This window comes from Peredibacter starrii (assembly GCF_034259205.1).
Classification (GTDB): Bacteria; Bdellovibrionota; Bacteriovoracia; order Bacteriovoracales; family Bacteriovoracaceae; genus Peredibacter; species Peredibacter starrii.
Genome location: NZ_CP139487.1, coordinates 2,245,050 through 2,261,418, shown reverse-complemented (window position 1 = coordinate 2,261,418; position 16,369 = coordinate 2,245,050). Strand labels below are relative to the sequence as shown.

Genomic DNA, 16,369 nt, shown 5'->3' with positions numbered 1-16,369 from the left:
TTAAGAATTGGTGACTTAACGCGAAATGTGAGTTCATTTTAGTTGACCATTAGAGTATGCCAAGTAAGCTTCCTACATGAAATTATTTTTTCTCGTACTCGCATTCTTGGTTTTATCAGTGAATGTTTTTGCGACTAGCAATACTGCGCTTCGTCGTTCAAATGGTTTACTCCGATTTATTACTGAACAAGAAGGTGTCAGAAATCTAGCACTGGCATCAGTCATCGGAAAACGCTGTGACCGCTATATGCTAGAGAGAGAAAAGGCCCCATGTCGAGCGGCCGTGAGGAAAATGATCGATCTTCTCGATTACGACATCATTTTTTCCCATGATAAACTTCGCGCCCCTGCTCCAGGTGGTGAAGAAAGCTGGACTCCCAGCTCATTTGTATTCGTGGCCTTTAAATCAAATCTTCTGGTCCTTCTAAATAATCCTCGAACTGGCCAATATCTGAATGATCTTAATCAAAGATTATATGGTTATTTGGTGAATCGGGCGGAGAGACCAAATATTTGGGCAATTACTCAAAGTTATTACAAGACTCCTTACATGACGGCTCTCGTCATGGCGACATTGTTTCAGGACACTTCCATCATGAAACTCCACCTCGCCTATTTAGAGACGGCCGGAACTCGCGGCAACGCCAATTTTCAAAACAATAAAGAATGGTTAGGTCGCGTGATCGATACCATTAATATGATTCTGGATAATTCAGAAGAACACTTCCGTGAACTTTTCTATCCACCAGAAATCGTCAAACACCTTAATCGCAACATCTATCACTTCTATGTTCCGCTTTTCCTTGCCATGTCACTCGAGCAAGAAGGCGCGACTAAAGATATGGCCTATGCGGCCTCATTGATGCTGACACTCTCTTACGAGTTTCTCACTTCATCAAAAGACTATCGTTATTTATATGCAGATCCGGAAAGACTCGATCCGGTCAAAGATCTTTGGGACATCAAGGACATTTACGGCGGATATTGTGGTTCGAACTATGGGGTTCGTGGTGCGAGATTCAATCAGAACTTTGAGATCATCCGTGAAAGCTTTGGGCGTTCCACGGAAGATACAGTTCATTTACTTCTTAGACATTAAACAAATTGTTTTAAAAAGATTTTTACTTCATGAATGACTGAGGCCGGGATTTCGTGTCCACCTCTGAACTCATGGAGTTTTCCTGTGAAATTCATCGAGTGAAGCTTCTTTTCAAGATCTCTTGCTCCGTCGATGGAAAGAATTGGATCCTGTGTGCCATGAGACTGATAAAATGGAAGAGCTCGGGCCGCCTTAGGAAATTTGTCTTCCGCAAGAAGAGCACCAGATAGAAGAACAATTCCATCTAACTTCAAACTCTCCTTCATTGCCAAATGCGACGTGCACATGGCCCCTTGAGAAAATCCACCCAGGATAACGGTCTTATGTTTTTTAGAAACTTCACTGACAAAATGCTCAAGCATCTGAAGAGTTGTGTCTAACTCCGGAGGGACAGAACCCTTCATATCGCGATGAGTGCCTTCGCGCATGGCCTTCTCAAGTTTTTCCATATCAATAGAAAACCAAGAACGTCCTTCGTAATAGCCCATAGGCAGAGGAAGAACTCCATTCGGAAAATACCAGTTGAACTTTTCTTCGTGCCACAATTCCCACAGGGGGAAAAGGTCATTCATATTAGCGCCGTAACCATGAAGCATGATTACGGCCACACTTGGGTCTTCACCCAAAACAGTCAAAGTTTCAATTCCTGCAATATTAGTTCGATTGGCCTTCATCATTTCCTACATTGATTCGAATCCAAGGAGGGTCTACCGTCACATTTGGATTGGTGTTAATTTCTTTTAGTCTTCTTAAGACAAAACTTGTCACTGGAAGATAGCCGAATTTTACCTGATCCACTCTAATGGCGATAGTTTTATAATTATTTTCGTATTGAAAATGTCCATATGCGCGAAGTCTTGCGAGGAAAATATACTTGAAGGTGAAGAAAAGTGAATAATCCCCCTTCTTCGAATTAAATTCCAGATCATAGGTCGGAACATCAATCTCCCGAGGCACTGATGGAGCATCGTGAAGAATACGATAGAGAATAAAATCAGTGGGGACATCGAATCTCTTTGCCACCACATTCATCTTCTCACGACAGTCCTCAAATAATCTGATGTCTAATTTTCCAGTGAATGTACCTTCACAAGAGGCCGAGACATTTTCAGCTTTATACTCTCCCCGCTCTTGTGGTTGCATGGAAAGATATGGAGTCGATAGAGTGTGTTTTGTTCCGCCCGCGCTGAGATTAAATTTTCTGGTCTCGAGTTTCTCCAGATCATGGAAGAACTTCCAGGGATTTCTCCATGCCACATCCAGAAAAGGAGTCATGAGTTCGAAGGAATCAGCAGTGCGATTCACCTCAATTGGATAAATTTCTGGGGCAAGAGAAAATCCAAGAGTCACTTTCTCCACCGTGCCTTTTCCGTGAGGGGCACTGTAGGCCAGCTCCAAATTCTTGATTGTTACTTTATCAAATCCGGCGAAGGCAAAGCTTACAAAGGACAGAAGAACTAAAAGAAGTGGCATAAGTTCATCCTTGAAGAAGGTATGAGCTTATTTTCTTTTTTTAGCAGTGAAATCGGCAAGAAGCTTTTTTATCATCAGTGCTTCTTGTTTGACGTCAGGATGTTTAGCATTGATGCGAGCGAGCAACTGCCCGATTTGATGTTCGAGAAGTTTCATATCGCCAAGCATTTCGCCCAAAACCTCTGCCTTAAATTCAGCGACAGCGACTTTAACCTCTGCTTCAAATTCCACTTTTCGAACTTGCTCGCGGAGTTGAACGACCTGCGATGATTCTAAATCGACAACATTGTCTTCTTTAAGAGCGGTTGCACCTTGAATCGAAGGATTGGACTGGGACATGGAAGAAACCTTAGTGGGGCGTTGAACAGGAGCGGGAGAACTGGTGGGGCGGGCCTCAGCTAGTTTCTTAACTTCTGCGATCTTATTTTGTATTTTAGGAATATTGGGTGAAGTGGCCGGTCCCCGGGCAGGCACTGCCTGAGGGGTCTTTTTAGACGCTTCAGAGGCATGGAATTCAAGATCCACGACCTCATGGACCGCATCTGACTTCTTTTTTTTGGACTCGTCCTCGTCTTCGAATTCGAGTTCTAGATCGTCAAAAGCCATTAATAATTACCTTTCCTTATTAATCTTATCGGACATAGGAACAGTTACTTTACGCTCTTAAGTATTTCTTATTAAATCTCAAGGATAAAATAGCCGAATAGGTGTAAGATATTGAAATACAGTTCTATGGGAGCCCTCTGATGTCGAATGTTGAAGAGGACGACAAACCAACGGTTGTGTTGGACCTCAACGCTCTAAAGAAGCAGAAGCTTAAACAAGAAGAAGACCTTGCCAATATCGCGAGTGAACTTGAGTTCAACGTCGGTGACGTTGATAGTGAGACGTATGCTCAAAAAGTTCTAGCTCAAAAACCAAAAACACAAACGAAGACTCCTGTTCCAGTTGCTAAAGCAGCTGTGAAACCAGTCGCAGCAAAAACTTCTTTTCCTGTGATTCTTTTCGATTTTCAGTCTGATTTCTTCCAGAAGTCCAAAGACAAATTCCCCGAGGGATTTGAATATCATCTTGCAAAAGATCTGGCCGAGTTGAATAAGTTTCTTGCTTCAAAAACATTTCAGGTTGTGGTGTTTAACTACGATGTGAATGCAAAAGCAGTGAACCAATTGACTGCTCAGATTAAACAGAAATTTCCGCACACAAAAACTTTGATCCTTGCGCGCGCGATCTCGCCTGAGAAAGCAAAGCTTCATGCCAAGACTGCGTCTGGTGCTAACGGTTACCTTCAATTGCCTTTGAATGCAGATAAGCTTGAGGCAGAACTTCTTAAAATTCAGAATCAGAAATAAAAAAGGCCATCGCGGTCACGACGATGGCCCTTATTAATCTGGGAGGTGAAATCATGGCTTATGATTTCGCCAATCATGATTCTTAAAAACCTGACCCCCGTCAACCAACCAAAACGTTTTTTTTTCTAACACTCAATCCCATTCGCAATGTTAGAAAAGAGAAGTTGACCTTTGTTGTCCGGCCTAGAAAAATATTTCGATGAAAAAACACCTGCTTAAATTATTTTTATTTACTATATCATCTTCGGTTCTGGCCCAGCCCAACTGGACCAGGGACTTTGAAGTTACGAGTCCTCGAGAGAATATTTACGAGCTTTCACCAGGGGCCTTTTCAAAAACAGTCATGGATGGCCGAAGACACGCTCTTTTCTATCCAGTGACAGTCAGCCAACTTAGAATTCCTTATGAACCTTTGAAAAATTTCTTCGATTCAAAACCAAATGATCCGGTTCGTGAACTCTTGTACAGACTTACTCAAACCGTTTCACCATTTAAAAGCATGGATGAGGTTTATAAGTGGTTGGGCCTTCATGACTTCCCGACTGACACTCAAACTGAAACACCGAATGCTTTTCCGGTTTTAACATCAAAAGAAAAAGAACTACCGATGGGCGCTACTCTCATGGAGACGCCAGACGGAGTTGCCCTAACTTTCGGATGTGCCGCTTGTCACACTTCTGATCTATTCGGAGTAAAGGTTTTAGGACTGACAAACCGTTTTCCTCGCGCCAATGAATTCTTCCGTCGCGGGGCCATGCTCGCTCCCTATGTAAACACATTCATTTTCAGAGATCTTCTTCACGCGACAGAAGGAGAAAGACAAATTCTGGTCAAGGCCAAGCATAATTTGAAATATGTGGGAGTTCGTGAGCCCATCTCGGTGGGCCTTGATACGTCTCTCGCTCAAGTGGCACTCTCCCTCTCAAAACGTGAACAAGATGCTTATGCCTCTAGAACTGAGAGATCTCTTCGTCATCCAAGACCAAATGAACTCGAGAAAAAGGCGGCCGACAGTAAGCCGGCAGTATGGTGGAACGTTAAGTATAAAAACCGTTGGCTATCAGACGGTTCAATTGTTTCAGGTAACCCGGTTCATACAAACTTCCTTTGGAATGAAATCGGAAGAGGTACTGATCTTCATGAATTAGAAGGTTGGTTAACTTCAAATCATAAAACGATTGAGGCCCTGACGGCCGCGGTATTCGCGAGTAAACCTCCCCGCTATGAAAAATTCTTCGGAGAAAACTCTATCGATATTGCCATGGCACAGAGAGGACAAAAGCATTATGTGCAATCATGCCAGCGCTGCCATGGTACCTATGAGAAAGGTTGGGATCTCCCCGGCGCAGAGAGACTCTCTCAAACTGAACTCATTCAGAATGCAAAAGTCACCTACCATAAAAAAACTCCAGTGAGAGACGTGGGAACTGATCCTGGTCGTTATCTGGGCATGAGAGCTTTTGCGGCCGATCTTAATCGCCTTGCCATCTCAAAAACGATTGGAACAGTGGTTGAACCTCAAAAAGGTTATGTACCACCTCCGCTAGATGGAATCTGGTCACGCTGGCCGTATTTCCATAACAACTCTGCTCCGAATCTCTGCGCGGTTCTTACTCGTGGTTCTCTTCGTCCAAAAACATATGTCGCAGGTCCGGCAAAAAATAAGGAACGTGATTTCGATCAGGATTGTGTTGGTTATCCAATCGGATCAAAGGCCCCGGCCGAATGGAAAAAAGATCCGGACTTCCTATACGATGCAAGGAAAGAAGGACTTTCGAATCTAGGACATGATGAGAAAATTTTCCTGAAGGACGGACAAGAGATCTATTCTCAGACGGAAAAACGCGAGTTGGTTGAATTCCTTAAAACACTTTAATAAATCTCAATGGCCTCTTTCAGAGGGGCCATTGCAGAGTCTCCGCCACCACGAATCTGAATCAGCTGATCTTCTTTTAAGGTTGGTTTCAACTTGTTGAATCCCTTGCTTGTAAAAGCAATCACCTTAACAGGAGTGTTGGGCGAATTTTTAGTATAAAACGCCACAAGAATGTTCATGTCTTGAGTTTTGGCCTCATCCAACTCTGGAAGATGCTTTAGCAGAAAAAGATAAACTCCCATGTTGTATTGAGTATCAGTGTAACTTTCTTTTTCTTGATTGTTACCCTGAGCAACCGTCGTTCCTGGAGAAACTCCCGGAGTTATGATGGGAGCAAAGGGATCTGTGCTTTTCTTGGCCTCATCGAAATAAGGTGTCCCATCCAGCATTAAATAAACATTCAACTTAAATTGAACCGCACCGTATGGAGCGACTTTAAGCCCTGGAATGAGATTACAGAAATACTGTTCAACATCAGAGACACATTTCAGATCAGCTTGGTACTTAGCAAAACCTTCTTTAGGAAGAAGTTCTTCTTTCGGTACATGATGACTGACGGGCCTTTCAACCGGTATGGCCTTCTCAATTTTAAATTCCTGTTGAGGAGCATTCGCCAGATCATCAGGATTCGGTTCTTTCTCAATAACAAATAAATTCCAATAAACCGCAAAGGCGAGAATACCAAAAGCGGCCAATGGAATGACATTAATTTTTTTTGCTCGGTCCAGCACACTGACTGAAGGTTCAGCTTTAGATTTTCCAGGAGGTTTAGGAATTTTTAGATTCGTGTGAGTTCCTGTTTTATCCTGACGTAACATCTTACGATTCAAAGACGTCGACGTAATATCCGAACGAGAAATATCAGGGCGCGAGGCCTCGGTTTTTTCTCGAAGTGGCACAAGAATCTTGTCCAGCTTTTCTTCATCACTCAATAGGCTGATGGTAACGTCATCACCAAGGCGGACTGGAAAGAACGAAGTAAATTCTGTCTTCTTACCAGGAACAAGTCTTTCTTCATTAATGAAGCTACCGTTCGTACTCCCCTGATCAATAATGAAGTAAGAATCGTTTTCAGTAACGATCGTAATGTGCTTACGACTAATCCCATTGGTTGTGATTACAATTTCACAATTGTCAGATGAACCGACAGTAATCTTGGGCAATGACAGTGGATAGATGGTTGGTTCGTTAGAGCCAACGGTGACTTCAATTCGCATTTCCAATAGGATACACCAATTGTTAAGATCGATACAACTGACAAAACTTTCTGTAGTAAACTACTCTGGATAAACAACCACTGTTGCGGCCATGCGATCTTTCCCCCAGCGGGAAATCTTTAAGAATTGATCCTCTTGAATAGGAATATGAATGCGGCTGATAACACCAATGTGATTTTCCGGAGAATGTTGATCCGGATCGTGAATGTAAACGAAGTTATCATCGTAGGCCGTAACCACTACCCAATGAGGGGCCCGGTTATTATCAAAATGATAAGTGGTAATTAGAACGAGAGGAATTCCTCCGTCCTTCAATATCTCCTTTAAGTCACTTAAAGTCAGACGTTTGCGATGAACCTTGATGTTGGTTTCGGAAATTCTTTTCTCAAAGTCCTTGTGAACCAGTTCAATAACTTTTTTCTTATCCTGGCTTCGAACTGAATCCAAAAAAAGAACGTTACTATGAGAGAGGTACATTTCTGCCTTGTATCCTCGGCGCCAAGCAGACAAGGCAAGGCCATGAGGTCCGCAACCTCCGTGTCCTGAGGTCATAAAAATCGTAGTGGCCTCTCGCCAGATCTGTAACTCATTGGACAAGGTCATTTCAAATTTTGGATTGAAAGTCTTCATCGCCATCAGAAGACAGGAAGGGCCGCAGGTAAAATCTGTTCCTTGCTGATGATAGGGAACATCCAGGCCTGGGCGTTTTTTAAGAACACGAATTCGTTTCTCAAAACATAAAGCAGTTTGCCCATCGTCGTAATAGTCTTCTTTCTCAGTGAATTTTACATAACCAAGTTTTTCGTAGAGCTTGATGGCGCCGCGATTGTTTTCTTTCACTTCCAAACGAAGATAAGCACAGTCCTCATCTTGAGCGGCCTTCACTTCAAGCTCCTGGATGAGCTTCGATGCCAGACCATGGCCTTGAAATTCTTTTAAGGTACAAATGGAATAGAGACGAGCAAGACTAGTGCCGCTATTAATAAGAACTAGCCCATAACCAATCAGTTCACTCTTGTATTCAAGAACAAGGAGAATGGAATGGGCCTTTTTAATCATCCAATGAAAGTTTCTTCGACCAAGTTGGTCGTAGTTAAAACATGCATTTTCTAAAATCAGAAGCGCCGGAATATCGCCTACTTTTGCTTTCCGTATTTTTACTAGTTGGGATTCGAATTTTAATTTATTTTTCATTGAGGCCTTCATTCTGCTTCTGCTATTGTACTAGATAATTCAAAACATGGAAGGCACGTGGCCCGTATTATTGTCATTGTCGAGAAACTGAAGGACTGGAACTCTTATTACCCGGTGGAACAACTCATGACTCCGAAAGACTATCTAGTCAATTGGGATGAGGGCCGTTTCGAAAAAGACGGCAATAAAGAGCGAATTAAGATCATCAATCTCTGCCGTAACTATAAATACCTTAGTAATGGTTATTACTGTTCTCTCCTTGCCGAGGCCCGGGGCCATTCCGTTATTCCATCAGTGAAGGCCGTAAACGATCTTTCAAGATCGTTTCTTTATAACCTGCAAACTGAAGATCTCGACATGGCCATTCAAAAGGCCTTTAAAAACCAAAACCCTTCGGAAGGCTTTTCCATCACTATCTTTTTCGGAAGAACTGATCGTGAACAACTTCAGGACGTGGCAAGACAGGTCTTTGATCTCTTCCCTGCCCCTATCCTTCACGTGGATTTTGAGTGGAACAAGAAATGGGAAATTCACTCGATCAGACCGGGAAGCTTAAACGCTCTTTCAAATACAGATGAAGATAAGTTTGCTTCGGCCCTTGATCACTACTCTGGAAAGATCTGGAGAAAACCGAAGGCGAAGAAAAAGTATCGCTATGATCTTGCGATCCTTCACAATCCCGCGGACGCCCTTCCTCCAAGTGATAAAAAGGCCCTGGCCAATTTTATTAAGGCCGGTAAAGAAAATGACGTTCAAGTTGAGCTCATTGAGAAGAAAGACTACGCCCGCATCGCTGAATACGATGCGCTTTTTATTCGTGAAACCACCGCTCTTAACCATCACACCTATCGCTTCGCTAAGAAGGCCGAGTCTGACGGATTAGTGGTGATAGATGATCCGATGTCGATTCTTCGTTGTACTAACAAGATCTACATGCACAATCTTTTAAAATCGAACAACATCAACTCTCCTAAGACCATTATCTTAAGCAGTAGTAGTCCGGAGCAATTAAAACAGGCGGTAGATGAGATTGGCCTTCCGATGATCATTAAAATTCCGGATGGTTCATTTTCTAAAGGTGTCTTTAAAGTTGAAAGTCCTGAACAATTAATCAAAGTGACGGATGATCTTTTCAAGAAGACCGCTCTCCTTTTGGCCCAGGAATATTTTTATACTGATTTTGACTGGAGGATCGGGGTCCTTAACGATCGCGCTCTCTTTGCCTGCAAGTACTATATGACGAAGGGTCACTGGCAGATTTACGACCATAGCAAAAAAGTGAAAAAAGGCGTTCATGTAGGTGAGGCCGAGACCTTCCCTATCTCAAAAGTGCCGAAACACGTCATCAATACTGCGCTGAAACTTTCTCATCTTGTGGGAGATAGTTTATATGGTGTAGACGTGAAAGAAAAAAATGGTAAGGCCTACGTCATTGAAATTAACGACAATCCAAATATTGATGCAGATGTAGAAGACGCCATCTCCGGAATGGACCTGTATCACAATGTCATTCATGAGTTCGTGAGGAGAATTGAGGAGAAAAGATGAAAGCATTGAGGAAAGTCCTGATCTTTGGCGGTACACACGGCAATGAATGGACTGGAATCTATGCGGTCAAAAAATACGCTGAGGCCCTCACTGAAGAATTTAAAGATCTTGATCTCCATTTCATTCTGGCCAATCCGGAAGCATTTAAAATTAACAAGAGATTTAAAGACGAAGATCTGAATCGTGCTTTCCAATTTCTGCATGAAGATCGCCCAAACTCTTTTGAGCATCACCGCGCGAAAGAACTGAAAGCAATGATTGATGCAGAACCATGTTTTGTGATTGATCTTCACACCACCACGTCCAACATGGGAAACACCGTCATCATCTCTCATAACCAACCGACAAACTTTCATGTCGCACGAGAAATGACCAAAACACTTCCCGATTGCCGTGTCATCGTTTCACCTGATCCAACAAAAAAGTATCTCGCCTCTCAGTCAGATTTTGGCATGATGATTGAGGTCGGACCCGTTGCAAATGGCGTACTTAGTGGCCCAGTTCTCGAAGGAACAGTGCAAGTACTAAAGGAAGTTTTAAGGGGTATTTCGACTCTGGCCACATTGACGGGCGGCCCCCTGGAAATTTATGAAGAAATAGAGGATATTTTTTATCCTCAGAATGAAAATAGCGAGCTTGATGGTTATATCCATCCAGCATTCCAGGGACAAGATTTTAGGGCCATTGAAGGACGCTATACACCTTTCAAAACCTTCGATGGCAGAGAGCTCTCTCTGGAAACAAAGGAACGGCTTTACCCCATTTTTATCAATGAAGCTGCTTACTATCCGCAACTTCTGGCCTTTACCCTTTGTCGCAAAAAAACTATGAATTTTTAGCACTGCAGCGCGCAACAAGTTACCCGCATCAAGCTGTTAAAAATATTAAAGGTAGCCTCTTGCGGAGGTAAAAGAGTTTCGCTAAATTTATAGGTATTCAATCAAGAATTAGGATCATCTGATTAATTGTTAAAAAAGATGAATCAAAAAAGGAGAATTTTATGTCTAAGTATTTAGTAATCGCTGCTGCTCTAGTTGTTCTAGCTGTTGCTTGTAACAAAAAAGAAGAAGCTGCTCCTGCAGAAGGTACAACTGTTGAGCAAACTGCTCCAGCTGAAGCTGCTCCAGCTCCAGAAGCTGCTCCAACTGAAGCTGCTCCTGCTGAAGCTGCACCTGCTGAAGCTGCTCCAGCTGACGCTCCTGCTGCTCAGTAATTTGAATTAAATCAAATTAAAATTGGCCCGCCTGAAAAGGTGGGCCTTTTTATTTCTGCCTTTACCACTTCTTAAATTTCTCTTCTCTCTCATAGCGCTAAAATTTTTTGTATCGAGGAGGTTTTATGGAAAAAACCAACGATATAAATACGTCTGAGCGTTCTGACTATGACATTACAGATGTCATCCGTTTTCAAAAAGACGATGTCGGAAGACTTGTTCTACGAGTCGCCATCGGCGGGCTCATGCTCTTTCACGGAATGCATAAGGTACTCTACGGTACGGATCAAATCGGAGAGGCCTTAAGCAGTGTGGGAATGCCAGCGCTCTTCTCATGGGGAGTATTTTTAGGAGAAGTGATTGCACCTATCCTACTCATCCTTGGGTATAAAGTGCGCTTCGCCGGATTCTTGATTGCCTTCGATATGCTGGTCGCAATTCTTTTAGTCCATGCCGCAGAATTAAATGACATCTCTCCTACTGGCGGTTGGATGATTGAACTCAATGCCCTTTATTTTCTGGGTGCCGTGGCCATTATGTTTTTGGGGTCAGGTCATATTGCCATCAGTAAAGGAAAAGGTGCCTTAGACTAATTTCCACGCTATAGTGGGGGCCATGAACATCCTTAGAAAGCTCTTGGGTGAAGACCCAAACCTTAGTTTCTTACCTAAGCACTTTACCCGATTGCCTTTTTCCAAAACTCACGGGGCAACTGACTTCAAAGAAATTCTCAACTGGAAAGTTGTTGAAGACATTATTGATACAAAAAAATCGGTCCTAAGGATTGTTCAAGACGGAAAAGTCATCAAAGACTACGTGGACATCGATTCTAAGGAAGCAAAAGAGCATCACAAAAAGGGACACACTCTTCTGGTTCGTTATGCTGAAAAAGCTTCTCCGATGTTCAACGCCATTGCTCAGGACTTTGCTCGTTCATTCCATTCAGACGTTGATATTCAGCTTTATTGCACCCCTGAGGGCCATAATGCCTTTGGTTGGCACTATGACGTTGAGGAAGTCTTCATCATTCAAGTACAAGGTAGCAAGGCCTACACAATTCGCCCCAATACAGTTCACCCGAATCCACTCATCAGCTCCATTCCTAAAAACTTGGGCTATGAGAATGAAAAAACTCCCATTGAAATCAATGTGACTTTAGATGAAGGTGATTGGTTGTATATCCCATCGGGCTGGTGGCATATCGCAAAGACTCAAAAAGAATCCATGCACATTTCAATTGGCATCATGCCTTCGTCGGCCATTGATATGGTTCAGTATCTTCCTAAGTATTTGGCACAAAAACCATTCTGGCGCACTCGCATGCCTATTCACATGACTTTTGATGACTTCGAAGAAGAAATCAAATTCTATCAAGAGGCCATGGGTAAACTGGGTAAAAATCTTGCCGAAGAAATGGGCTCTAAGGAATATCTGGAAAGTTATCTCTTGTGGAAGAAGAGACTTCATCAGTAATTAGAATAGAATTGAAGTAAACATGTTCCCCGGTGGCATGGGATATTGAAGGATACTCACGGCCAGCTCGTGGTGAAATTCCATCTTAATCCAGTTCACAACGTCCATTCCTAATTTGCCTGAAAGGATAACTAATGCGAGACCTGCAATGGCCATGACCTTTTGCATGCGTACTGGTTGATTGAGAAAGGGCTTCATTTTGGACGAGAAACTCGAAAGAAGGACAAACCATAGCCCGGAATAGAACGCAGCTCCTGAGCCCAGAATGAGACGATCATTTAAAGAATCATACTTCGTTGAGAAGCCCCCAATTAAGATGAATGCGTCCAAATAAGCGTGAGGGTTCAAGATACTAAAGGTTGCGGCCAGGATGATACTGCGTTTTAGAGAGGTCTCAATGATTTTGGAAGATGCCTCAGGTGCGGTCTCGGGCTTAGCAAAAATTTTACTTACGCCATAGGTGAATAAGAAAGAAACACCAAGAATACCAATCCCGATTTTAAATTCTGGAAATTTAGCGAAGAGAGTTGCTGCTCCGGCGACCCCTAGCATGATCATAATAAAATCGCAGAAAAAGCAGACGAACGAAACAGTAAGATGGTGACGACGTTGAAGACCGGCCTCTAATACAAATAAGTTTTGTGCGCCTAAAGCAAAAATCAAACTTGCTTGCAGTACCAATCCTTCCAAGAAAAGACTTCCCATTCTTCGCCCCCTGGTAGGGACGAATTCTAGGGAAGTCTTCTAATGGAGGCACCTTTATTTCATGTAAAGATTAGAGAGAATAACAAGACCCGTAATAAGTCATTCCGTTCAACAAACGGATTTGTGAATGGAACGGACCAGCGAAATCGATGAAGAGACTCACCATTTCAACTTCAGCACCTTTGACAGCAGAGATCAGACCAACGCTTCTCTTCTGACCAAATGTTCCGGCCTCAAAATGTTTAATGTCTCCAGTACGATTAACAACAAGACGCTCGAGCTCTGTATTGAATCCAGCTTTCTTAAGAGTGAAATCAAATTCAACGTTCTCAAATTTGTCAGCATCCAGTGACACGACTTTTGCCTCAAGTGAGAATTCGTTCATGTAGTGAACGTCTTTCATTTCGCACTTAAATTTAAGCTCTGTAGCGAACGCAGAGCTCATGGTTAATAAAGCAGCAGCTAAAACTAAAATTTTCATATTTCCCCTCAGGTAAAGAAATGTGGACAATTTTTATTCCATAAACCCTTTGGGAAGTAAATCAGGGCTTGAATGCCAGAAGCTTCATGTCATAATGGAATAATATGACAATCTACGAGAAATACGGCGGCTACGATTTCTTCCATCAGTGCATCTATGGGCTCTACCTGGAGATGTTTGATCATCCGGAAATTGCCTATCATTTCATTGGGGTAGACCTGGAATGGCTCTCTCGCCAACAGACTCATTACTTAATCCGTGCCATTGGTGGCCCCGATCTTTATGAGGGCGGGAATGTTAAAGAAGTTCACGCTCGAATGGGTATTACGAAGTTCCAATATGCGGAAATTGCTATCGCTTTTCGCCAGGTCTTTCTTGACCGAGGTGTTAGCAAGGAAGACACGGCCTTCATCATGAACTTTGTAGCATCTCATGCACCAGATATTATCACCCGCAAAACAAGCCTCATTGATCAAATCATGCGTCCCATTTATCGCACCATTCGAAAACTTTTCGGCTGGATCCGTTCCAGTAAGACTAAGTAAGATTCCGCCAAGTATAATGACTTGATTCAAGGCTTCTTCCTATATTCAGGCCATGAGTAGTGAAGACGTAGTCATTGAGTCACGCATCCATCTCTTTGGCGCCCTATCTGAGGCCGCAGAACTCGAGCATAATCTCATGTGCCTCTACTTATACGCTCTCTTTAGCCTCAAGCGATCACCCAGTGAGGGAGTGAGCGACAAGGAACTGGAGACCATTGAACGCTGGCGCAAAGTGATTTTAAGTGTGTGCCTGGAAGAGATGACACATTTAAGTCTGGTGGCCAACCTCGTTTCTTCTATTGGTGGAACTCCTAATTTCATGCGTCCAAATTTTCCAGTGGCGGCCGGATACTATCCTTCAGGACTCGTGCAAGAACTCGCACCATTTACCATGGAAACTCTTGATCACTTCATTTATCTAGAGCGTCCACAAAATTATGAAGTTAATGATGGGCAGTCTTTTACTCCTTCTGTTGATTATCACCGACGTCCCCCTCGTGGAAGACTCATGCCCAATTCCGGCGATTATAAAACTGTCGGTGATTTATATGAAGCGATTCGAAATGCCTTTATTCATCTTTGTCATAATTTAGGAGAGAAACAACTCTTCTGCGGTAATCGTGACCGGCAGATCACCCCTGCGGATTCCCCCCTCCCTGGTTTTATTTCAGTCCACGATAAGGCCTCTGCATTAAAAGCAATTGAAACCATTGTTACTCAAGGCGAAGGCGCCACTACAATTGAGAATTCTCATTTTGATAAGTTCAGTAAAATCAAGGCTGAGTATGAACAATTACTCAAAGAGAATCCCAATTTCAAACCTGGTCGAAACGTGGCACGAAACCCAGTGATGAGAGAACCCATCATCAAAGAGAATCGGGTGTGGGTGACCCACCCTCTAAGTGCAGAGTATATGGATCTCGCGAATGCTTTTTACGGGGCCATGCTAAGAATGCTGACACAAGTTTATCTCGTAGAAGATCGGGACAGAGTCGAGAAGCATGAAATACTAGAAATTTCCTTTACCTTTATGCACATAATGGCCGTGATTGGTGAAACACTCACTCTCATTCCGGCCACGGAAGATAATCCAACCCTCTTTGCCGGAATGAGTTTTGCCATGGTGAGGACACTTAATCCCCTCGCCAAACAGAATGAATTCGACATCATGCTCGAGCGGGCCACGGCCATCGATCAAGTTCTAAGTAAAATGCAGCATGAGATTGCGAGCATGGCCTGTCCCGAAAAGCCAAGTCTTAATCATTGTATTGATCGCTTGGAGCATGTGATTCAGGAAATGAAAAAGACCCGTGAAAAAATGAATCGCCTCGTCGCCCGAAGAAATAATATGACTCCCACTCAAACCGATAAGAGTGATCGACCTCAAGATTTACCTCAAAGTAATGAGGTCTTGGAAACCGCCGAATCTGAGCAAATTAAAATTTCGTTCTGCGCTCATAAGTGTATTCACTCCCGCCACTGTGTTACGGAGATGATCCAAACCTTTAAACCGAATACTCCGGGTAAATGGCTCTTTCCTGAAAATTCTAGACCAGAATCACTAGCGGCCGTGATTAAAGAGTGTCCCTCAGGTGCGCTGACCTATAAAAGCAAAACTGAATTAGAGGATGAAAAAGCTCCACCTGTGAATGTGATTAGGCTTTATGAAAATGGTCCCTATGCATTTCTTGCCGATTTAGAAGTCGATGGTAAACCAGAAGGCTTCCGGGCCACTCTCTGTCGTTGTGGCCAGTCCAAACGGAAACCATTTTGCGATCACACCCATAAAGAGGTGGGATTCTTGGCCACCGGTGAACCAGAAACGGCCGATGCGACTGAACTAAAATCCCGTGATGGAAAACTATTAATCAACCGCTTGAATGACGGCCCTCTTTCAGTTTCCGGCAATTTAGAAATCTGTTCCGGTACAGGTCGAGTGGTCTTACGAACTGAAAATGTGAGGCTTTGCCGTTGTGGACATTCAAAAAATAAACCAGTTTGTGACAGCACCCACTCAATTATAGGTTTCAAAGATTCTGTCTAGACAGGCCAAAAAACCGCTGTTAGTATGCGCATCATATGAACAGACTTTGCTGTTGTTGTTGCTAATTTAAATTAAACCTTGGAATCCACTCGGATTCATGACGAATTAGCACGCAGTAAAGAATGAAATTTAAAACGCCGATTTGAGTG

17 protein-coding genes are annotated in these 16,369 nt (G+C 43.1%); 10 read left to right on the top strand and 7 right to left on the bottom strand.

Annotated features, from left to right (window positions below; translation table 11 throughout):
• Positions 1 to 76: 76 nt before the first annotated feature.
• The gene (locus tag SOO65_RS11540) at positions 77 to 1,099 is read left to right on the top strand and encodes a hypothetical protein (RefSeq protein ID WP_321389813.1); all 1,023 of its coding nucleotides are present in this window, start codon (positions 77 to 79) and stop codon (positions 1,097 to 1,099) included.
• On the opposite strand, the gene SOO65_RS11535 is transcribed toward SOO65_RS11540, so the two are convergent.
• Genes SOO65_RS11535 through SOO65_RS11525 form a run of 3 tightly spaced genes read right to left on the bottom strand, consistent with a single transcriptional unit; the run spans position 1,096 to position 3,178 of the window.
• Positions 1,096 to 1,776, bottom strand: a complete 681-nt coding sequence (locus tag SOO65_RS11535; RefSeq protein WP_321389811.1) for an alpha/beta hydrolase — start codon at positions 1,774 to 1,776, stop codon at positions 1,096 to 1,098. The two genes, SOO65_RS11540 and SOO65_RS11535, sit on opposite strands and share 4 nt — an antisense overlap.
• Positions 1,754 to 2,572: a hypothetical protein gene (locus SOO65_RS11530; RefSeq protein WP_321389806.1), complete on the bottom strand. Its 819-nt coding sequence runs from the start codon at positions 2,570 to 2,572 to the stop codon at positions 1,754 to 1,756. Before SOO65_RS11530 ends, SOO65_RS11535 begins: the two co-directional genes overlap by 23 nt.
• 27 nt (positions 2,573 to 2,599) lie before the next feature.
• Positions 2,600 to 3,178, bottom strand: a complete 579-nt coding sequence (locus SOO65_RS11525; RefSeq protein ID WP_321389803.1) for a hypothetical protein — start codon at positions 3,176 to 3,178, stop codon at positions 2,600 to 2,602.
• A 140-nt stretch (positions 3,179 to 3,318) separates the two neighbouring features.
• Here SOO65_RS11525 and SOO65_RS11520 point away from each other — a divergent pair, with 140 nt between their 5' ends.
• Positions 3,319 to 3,924, top strand: coding sequence for a response regulator (locus SOO65_RS11520; protein WP_321389801.1), 606 nt, complete (start codon positions 3,319 to 3,321; stop codon positions 3,922 to 3,924).
• Positions 3,925 to 4,123: 199 nt separating this feature from the next.
• Positions 4,124 to 5,800, top strand: coding sequence for a c-type cytochrome (locus SOO65_RS11515; protein ID WP_321389797.1), 1,677 nt, complete (start codon positions 4,124 to 4,126; stop codon positions 5,798 to 5,800).
• Here the strand turns inward: SOO65_RS11515 and SOO65_RS11510 are convergent.
• Together SOO65_RS11510 and SOO65_RS11505 are read right to left on the bottom strand one after the other, a co-directional pair.
• Positions 5,797 to 7,017, bottom strand: coding sequence for an FHA domain-containing protein (locus SOO65_RS11510; protein WP_321389794.1), 1,221 nt, complete (start codon positions 7,015 to 7,017; stop codon positions 5,797 to 5,799). The genes SOO65_RS11515 and SOO65_RS11510 overlap by 4 nt on opposite strands.
• 60 nt (positions 7,018 to 7,077) lie before the next feature.
• A complete protein-coding gene (locus SOO65_RS11505; protein ID WP_321389791.1) occupies positions 7,078 to 8,211 on the bottom strand; it encodes a GNAT family N-acetyltransferase/peptidase C39 family protein in 1,134 nt (377 codons plus the stop codon).
• Positions 8,212 to 8,268: 57 nt separating this feature from the next.
• Here SOO65_RS11505 and SOO65_RS11500 point away from each other — a divergent pair, with 57 nt between their 5' ends.
• The 5 genes from SOO65_RS11500 to SOO65_RS11480 all read left to right on the top strand — a co-directional run bounded on the left by SOO65_RS11500 (position 8,269) and on the right by SOO65_RS11480 (position 12,445).
• Positions 8,269 to 9,759 carry a RimK family ATP-grasp domain-containing protein gene (locus SOO65_RS11500; RefSeq protein ID WP_321389788.1) on the top strand — a complete coding sequence of 497 codons (1,491 nt, stop codon included), beginning with the start codon at positions 8,269 to 8,271 and terminating at the stop codon, positions 9,757 to 9,759.
• On the top strand, positions 9,756 to 10,598 hold the full coding sequence (locus SOO65_RS11495) for an aspartoacylase (RefSeq protein WP_321389785.1): 843 nt from the start codon (positions 9,756 to 9,758) through the stop codon (positions 10,596 to 10,598). Before SOO65_RS11500 ends, SOO65_RS11495 begins: the two co-directional genes overlap by 4 nt.
• 161 nt (positions 10,599 to 10,759) lie before the next feature.
• Positions 10,760 to 10,972 (top strand): hypothetical protein, encoded by a 213-nt coding sequence (locus tag SOO65_RS11490; protein ID WP_321389782.1) that lies wholly within the window; start codon positions 10,760 to 10,762, stop codon positions 10,970 to 10,972.
• Positions 10,973 to 11,097: 125 nt separating this feature from the next.
• On the top strand, positions 11,098 to 11,565 hold the full coding sequence (locus SOO65_RS11485; protein ID WP_321389779.1) for a DoxX family protein: 468 nt from the start codon (positions 11,098 to 11,100) through the stop codon (positions 11,563 to 11,565).
• A 22-nt stretch (positions 11,566 to 11,587) separates the two neighbouring features.
• Entirely contained in the window at positions 11,588 to 12,445 is an 858-nt protein-coding gene (locus tag SOO65_RS11480; RefSeq protein WP_321389776.1) for a JmjC domain-containing protein, read from the top strand.
• Here SOO65_RS11480 and SOO65_RS11475 read toward each other — a convergent pair whose 3' ends face one another.
• Positions 12,446 to 13,150 (bottom strand): LysE/ArgO family amino acid transporter, encoded by a 705-nt coding sequence (locus tag SOO65_RS11475; RefSeq protein ID WP_321389773.1) that lies wholly within the window; start codon positions 13,148 to 13,150, stop codon positions 12,446 to 12,448.
• A 70-nt stretch (positions 13,151 to 13,220) separates the two neighbouring features.
• On the bottom strand, positions 13,221 to 13,631 hold the full coding sequence (locus SOO65_RS11470) for a hypothetical protein (RefSeq protein ID WP_321389770.1): 411 nt from the start codon (positions 13,629 to 13,631) through the stop codon (positions 13,221 to 13,223).
• Positions 13,632 to 13,735: 104 nt separating this feature from the next.
• Between SOO65_RS11470 and SOO65_RS11465 the strand changes: the two genes are divergently transcribed.
• Together SOO65_RS11465 and SOO65_RS11460 are read left to right on the top strand one after the other, a co-directional pair.
• Entirely contained in the window at positions 13,736 to 14,176 is a 441-nt protein-coding gene (locus SOO65_RS11465) for a group I truncated hemoglobin (protein ID WP_321389767.1), read from the top strand.
• Positions 14,177 to 14,228: 52 nt separating this feature from the next.
• Positions 14,229 to 16,220: a ferritin-like domain-containing protein gene (locus tag SOO65_RS11460; protein WP_321389765.1), complete on the top strand. Its 1,992-nt coding sequence runs from the start codon at positions 14,229 to 14,231 to the stop codon at positions 16,218 to 16,220.
• Positions 16,221 to 16,369 lie beyond the last annotated feature (149 nt).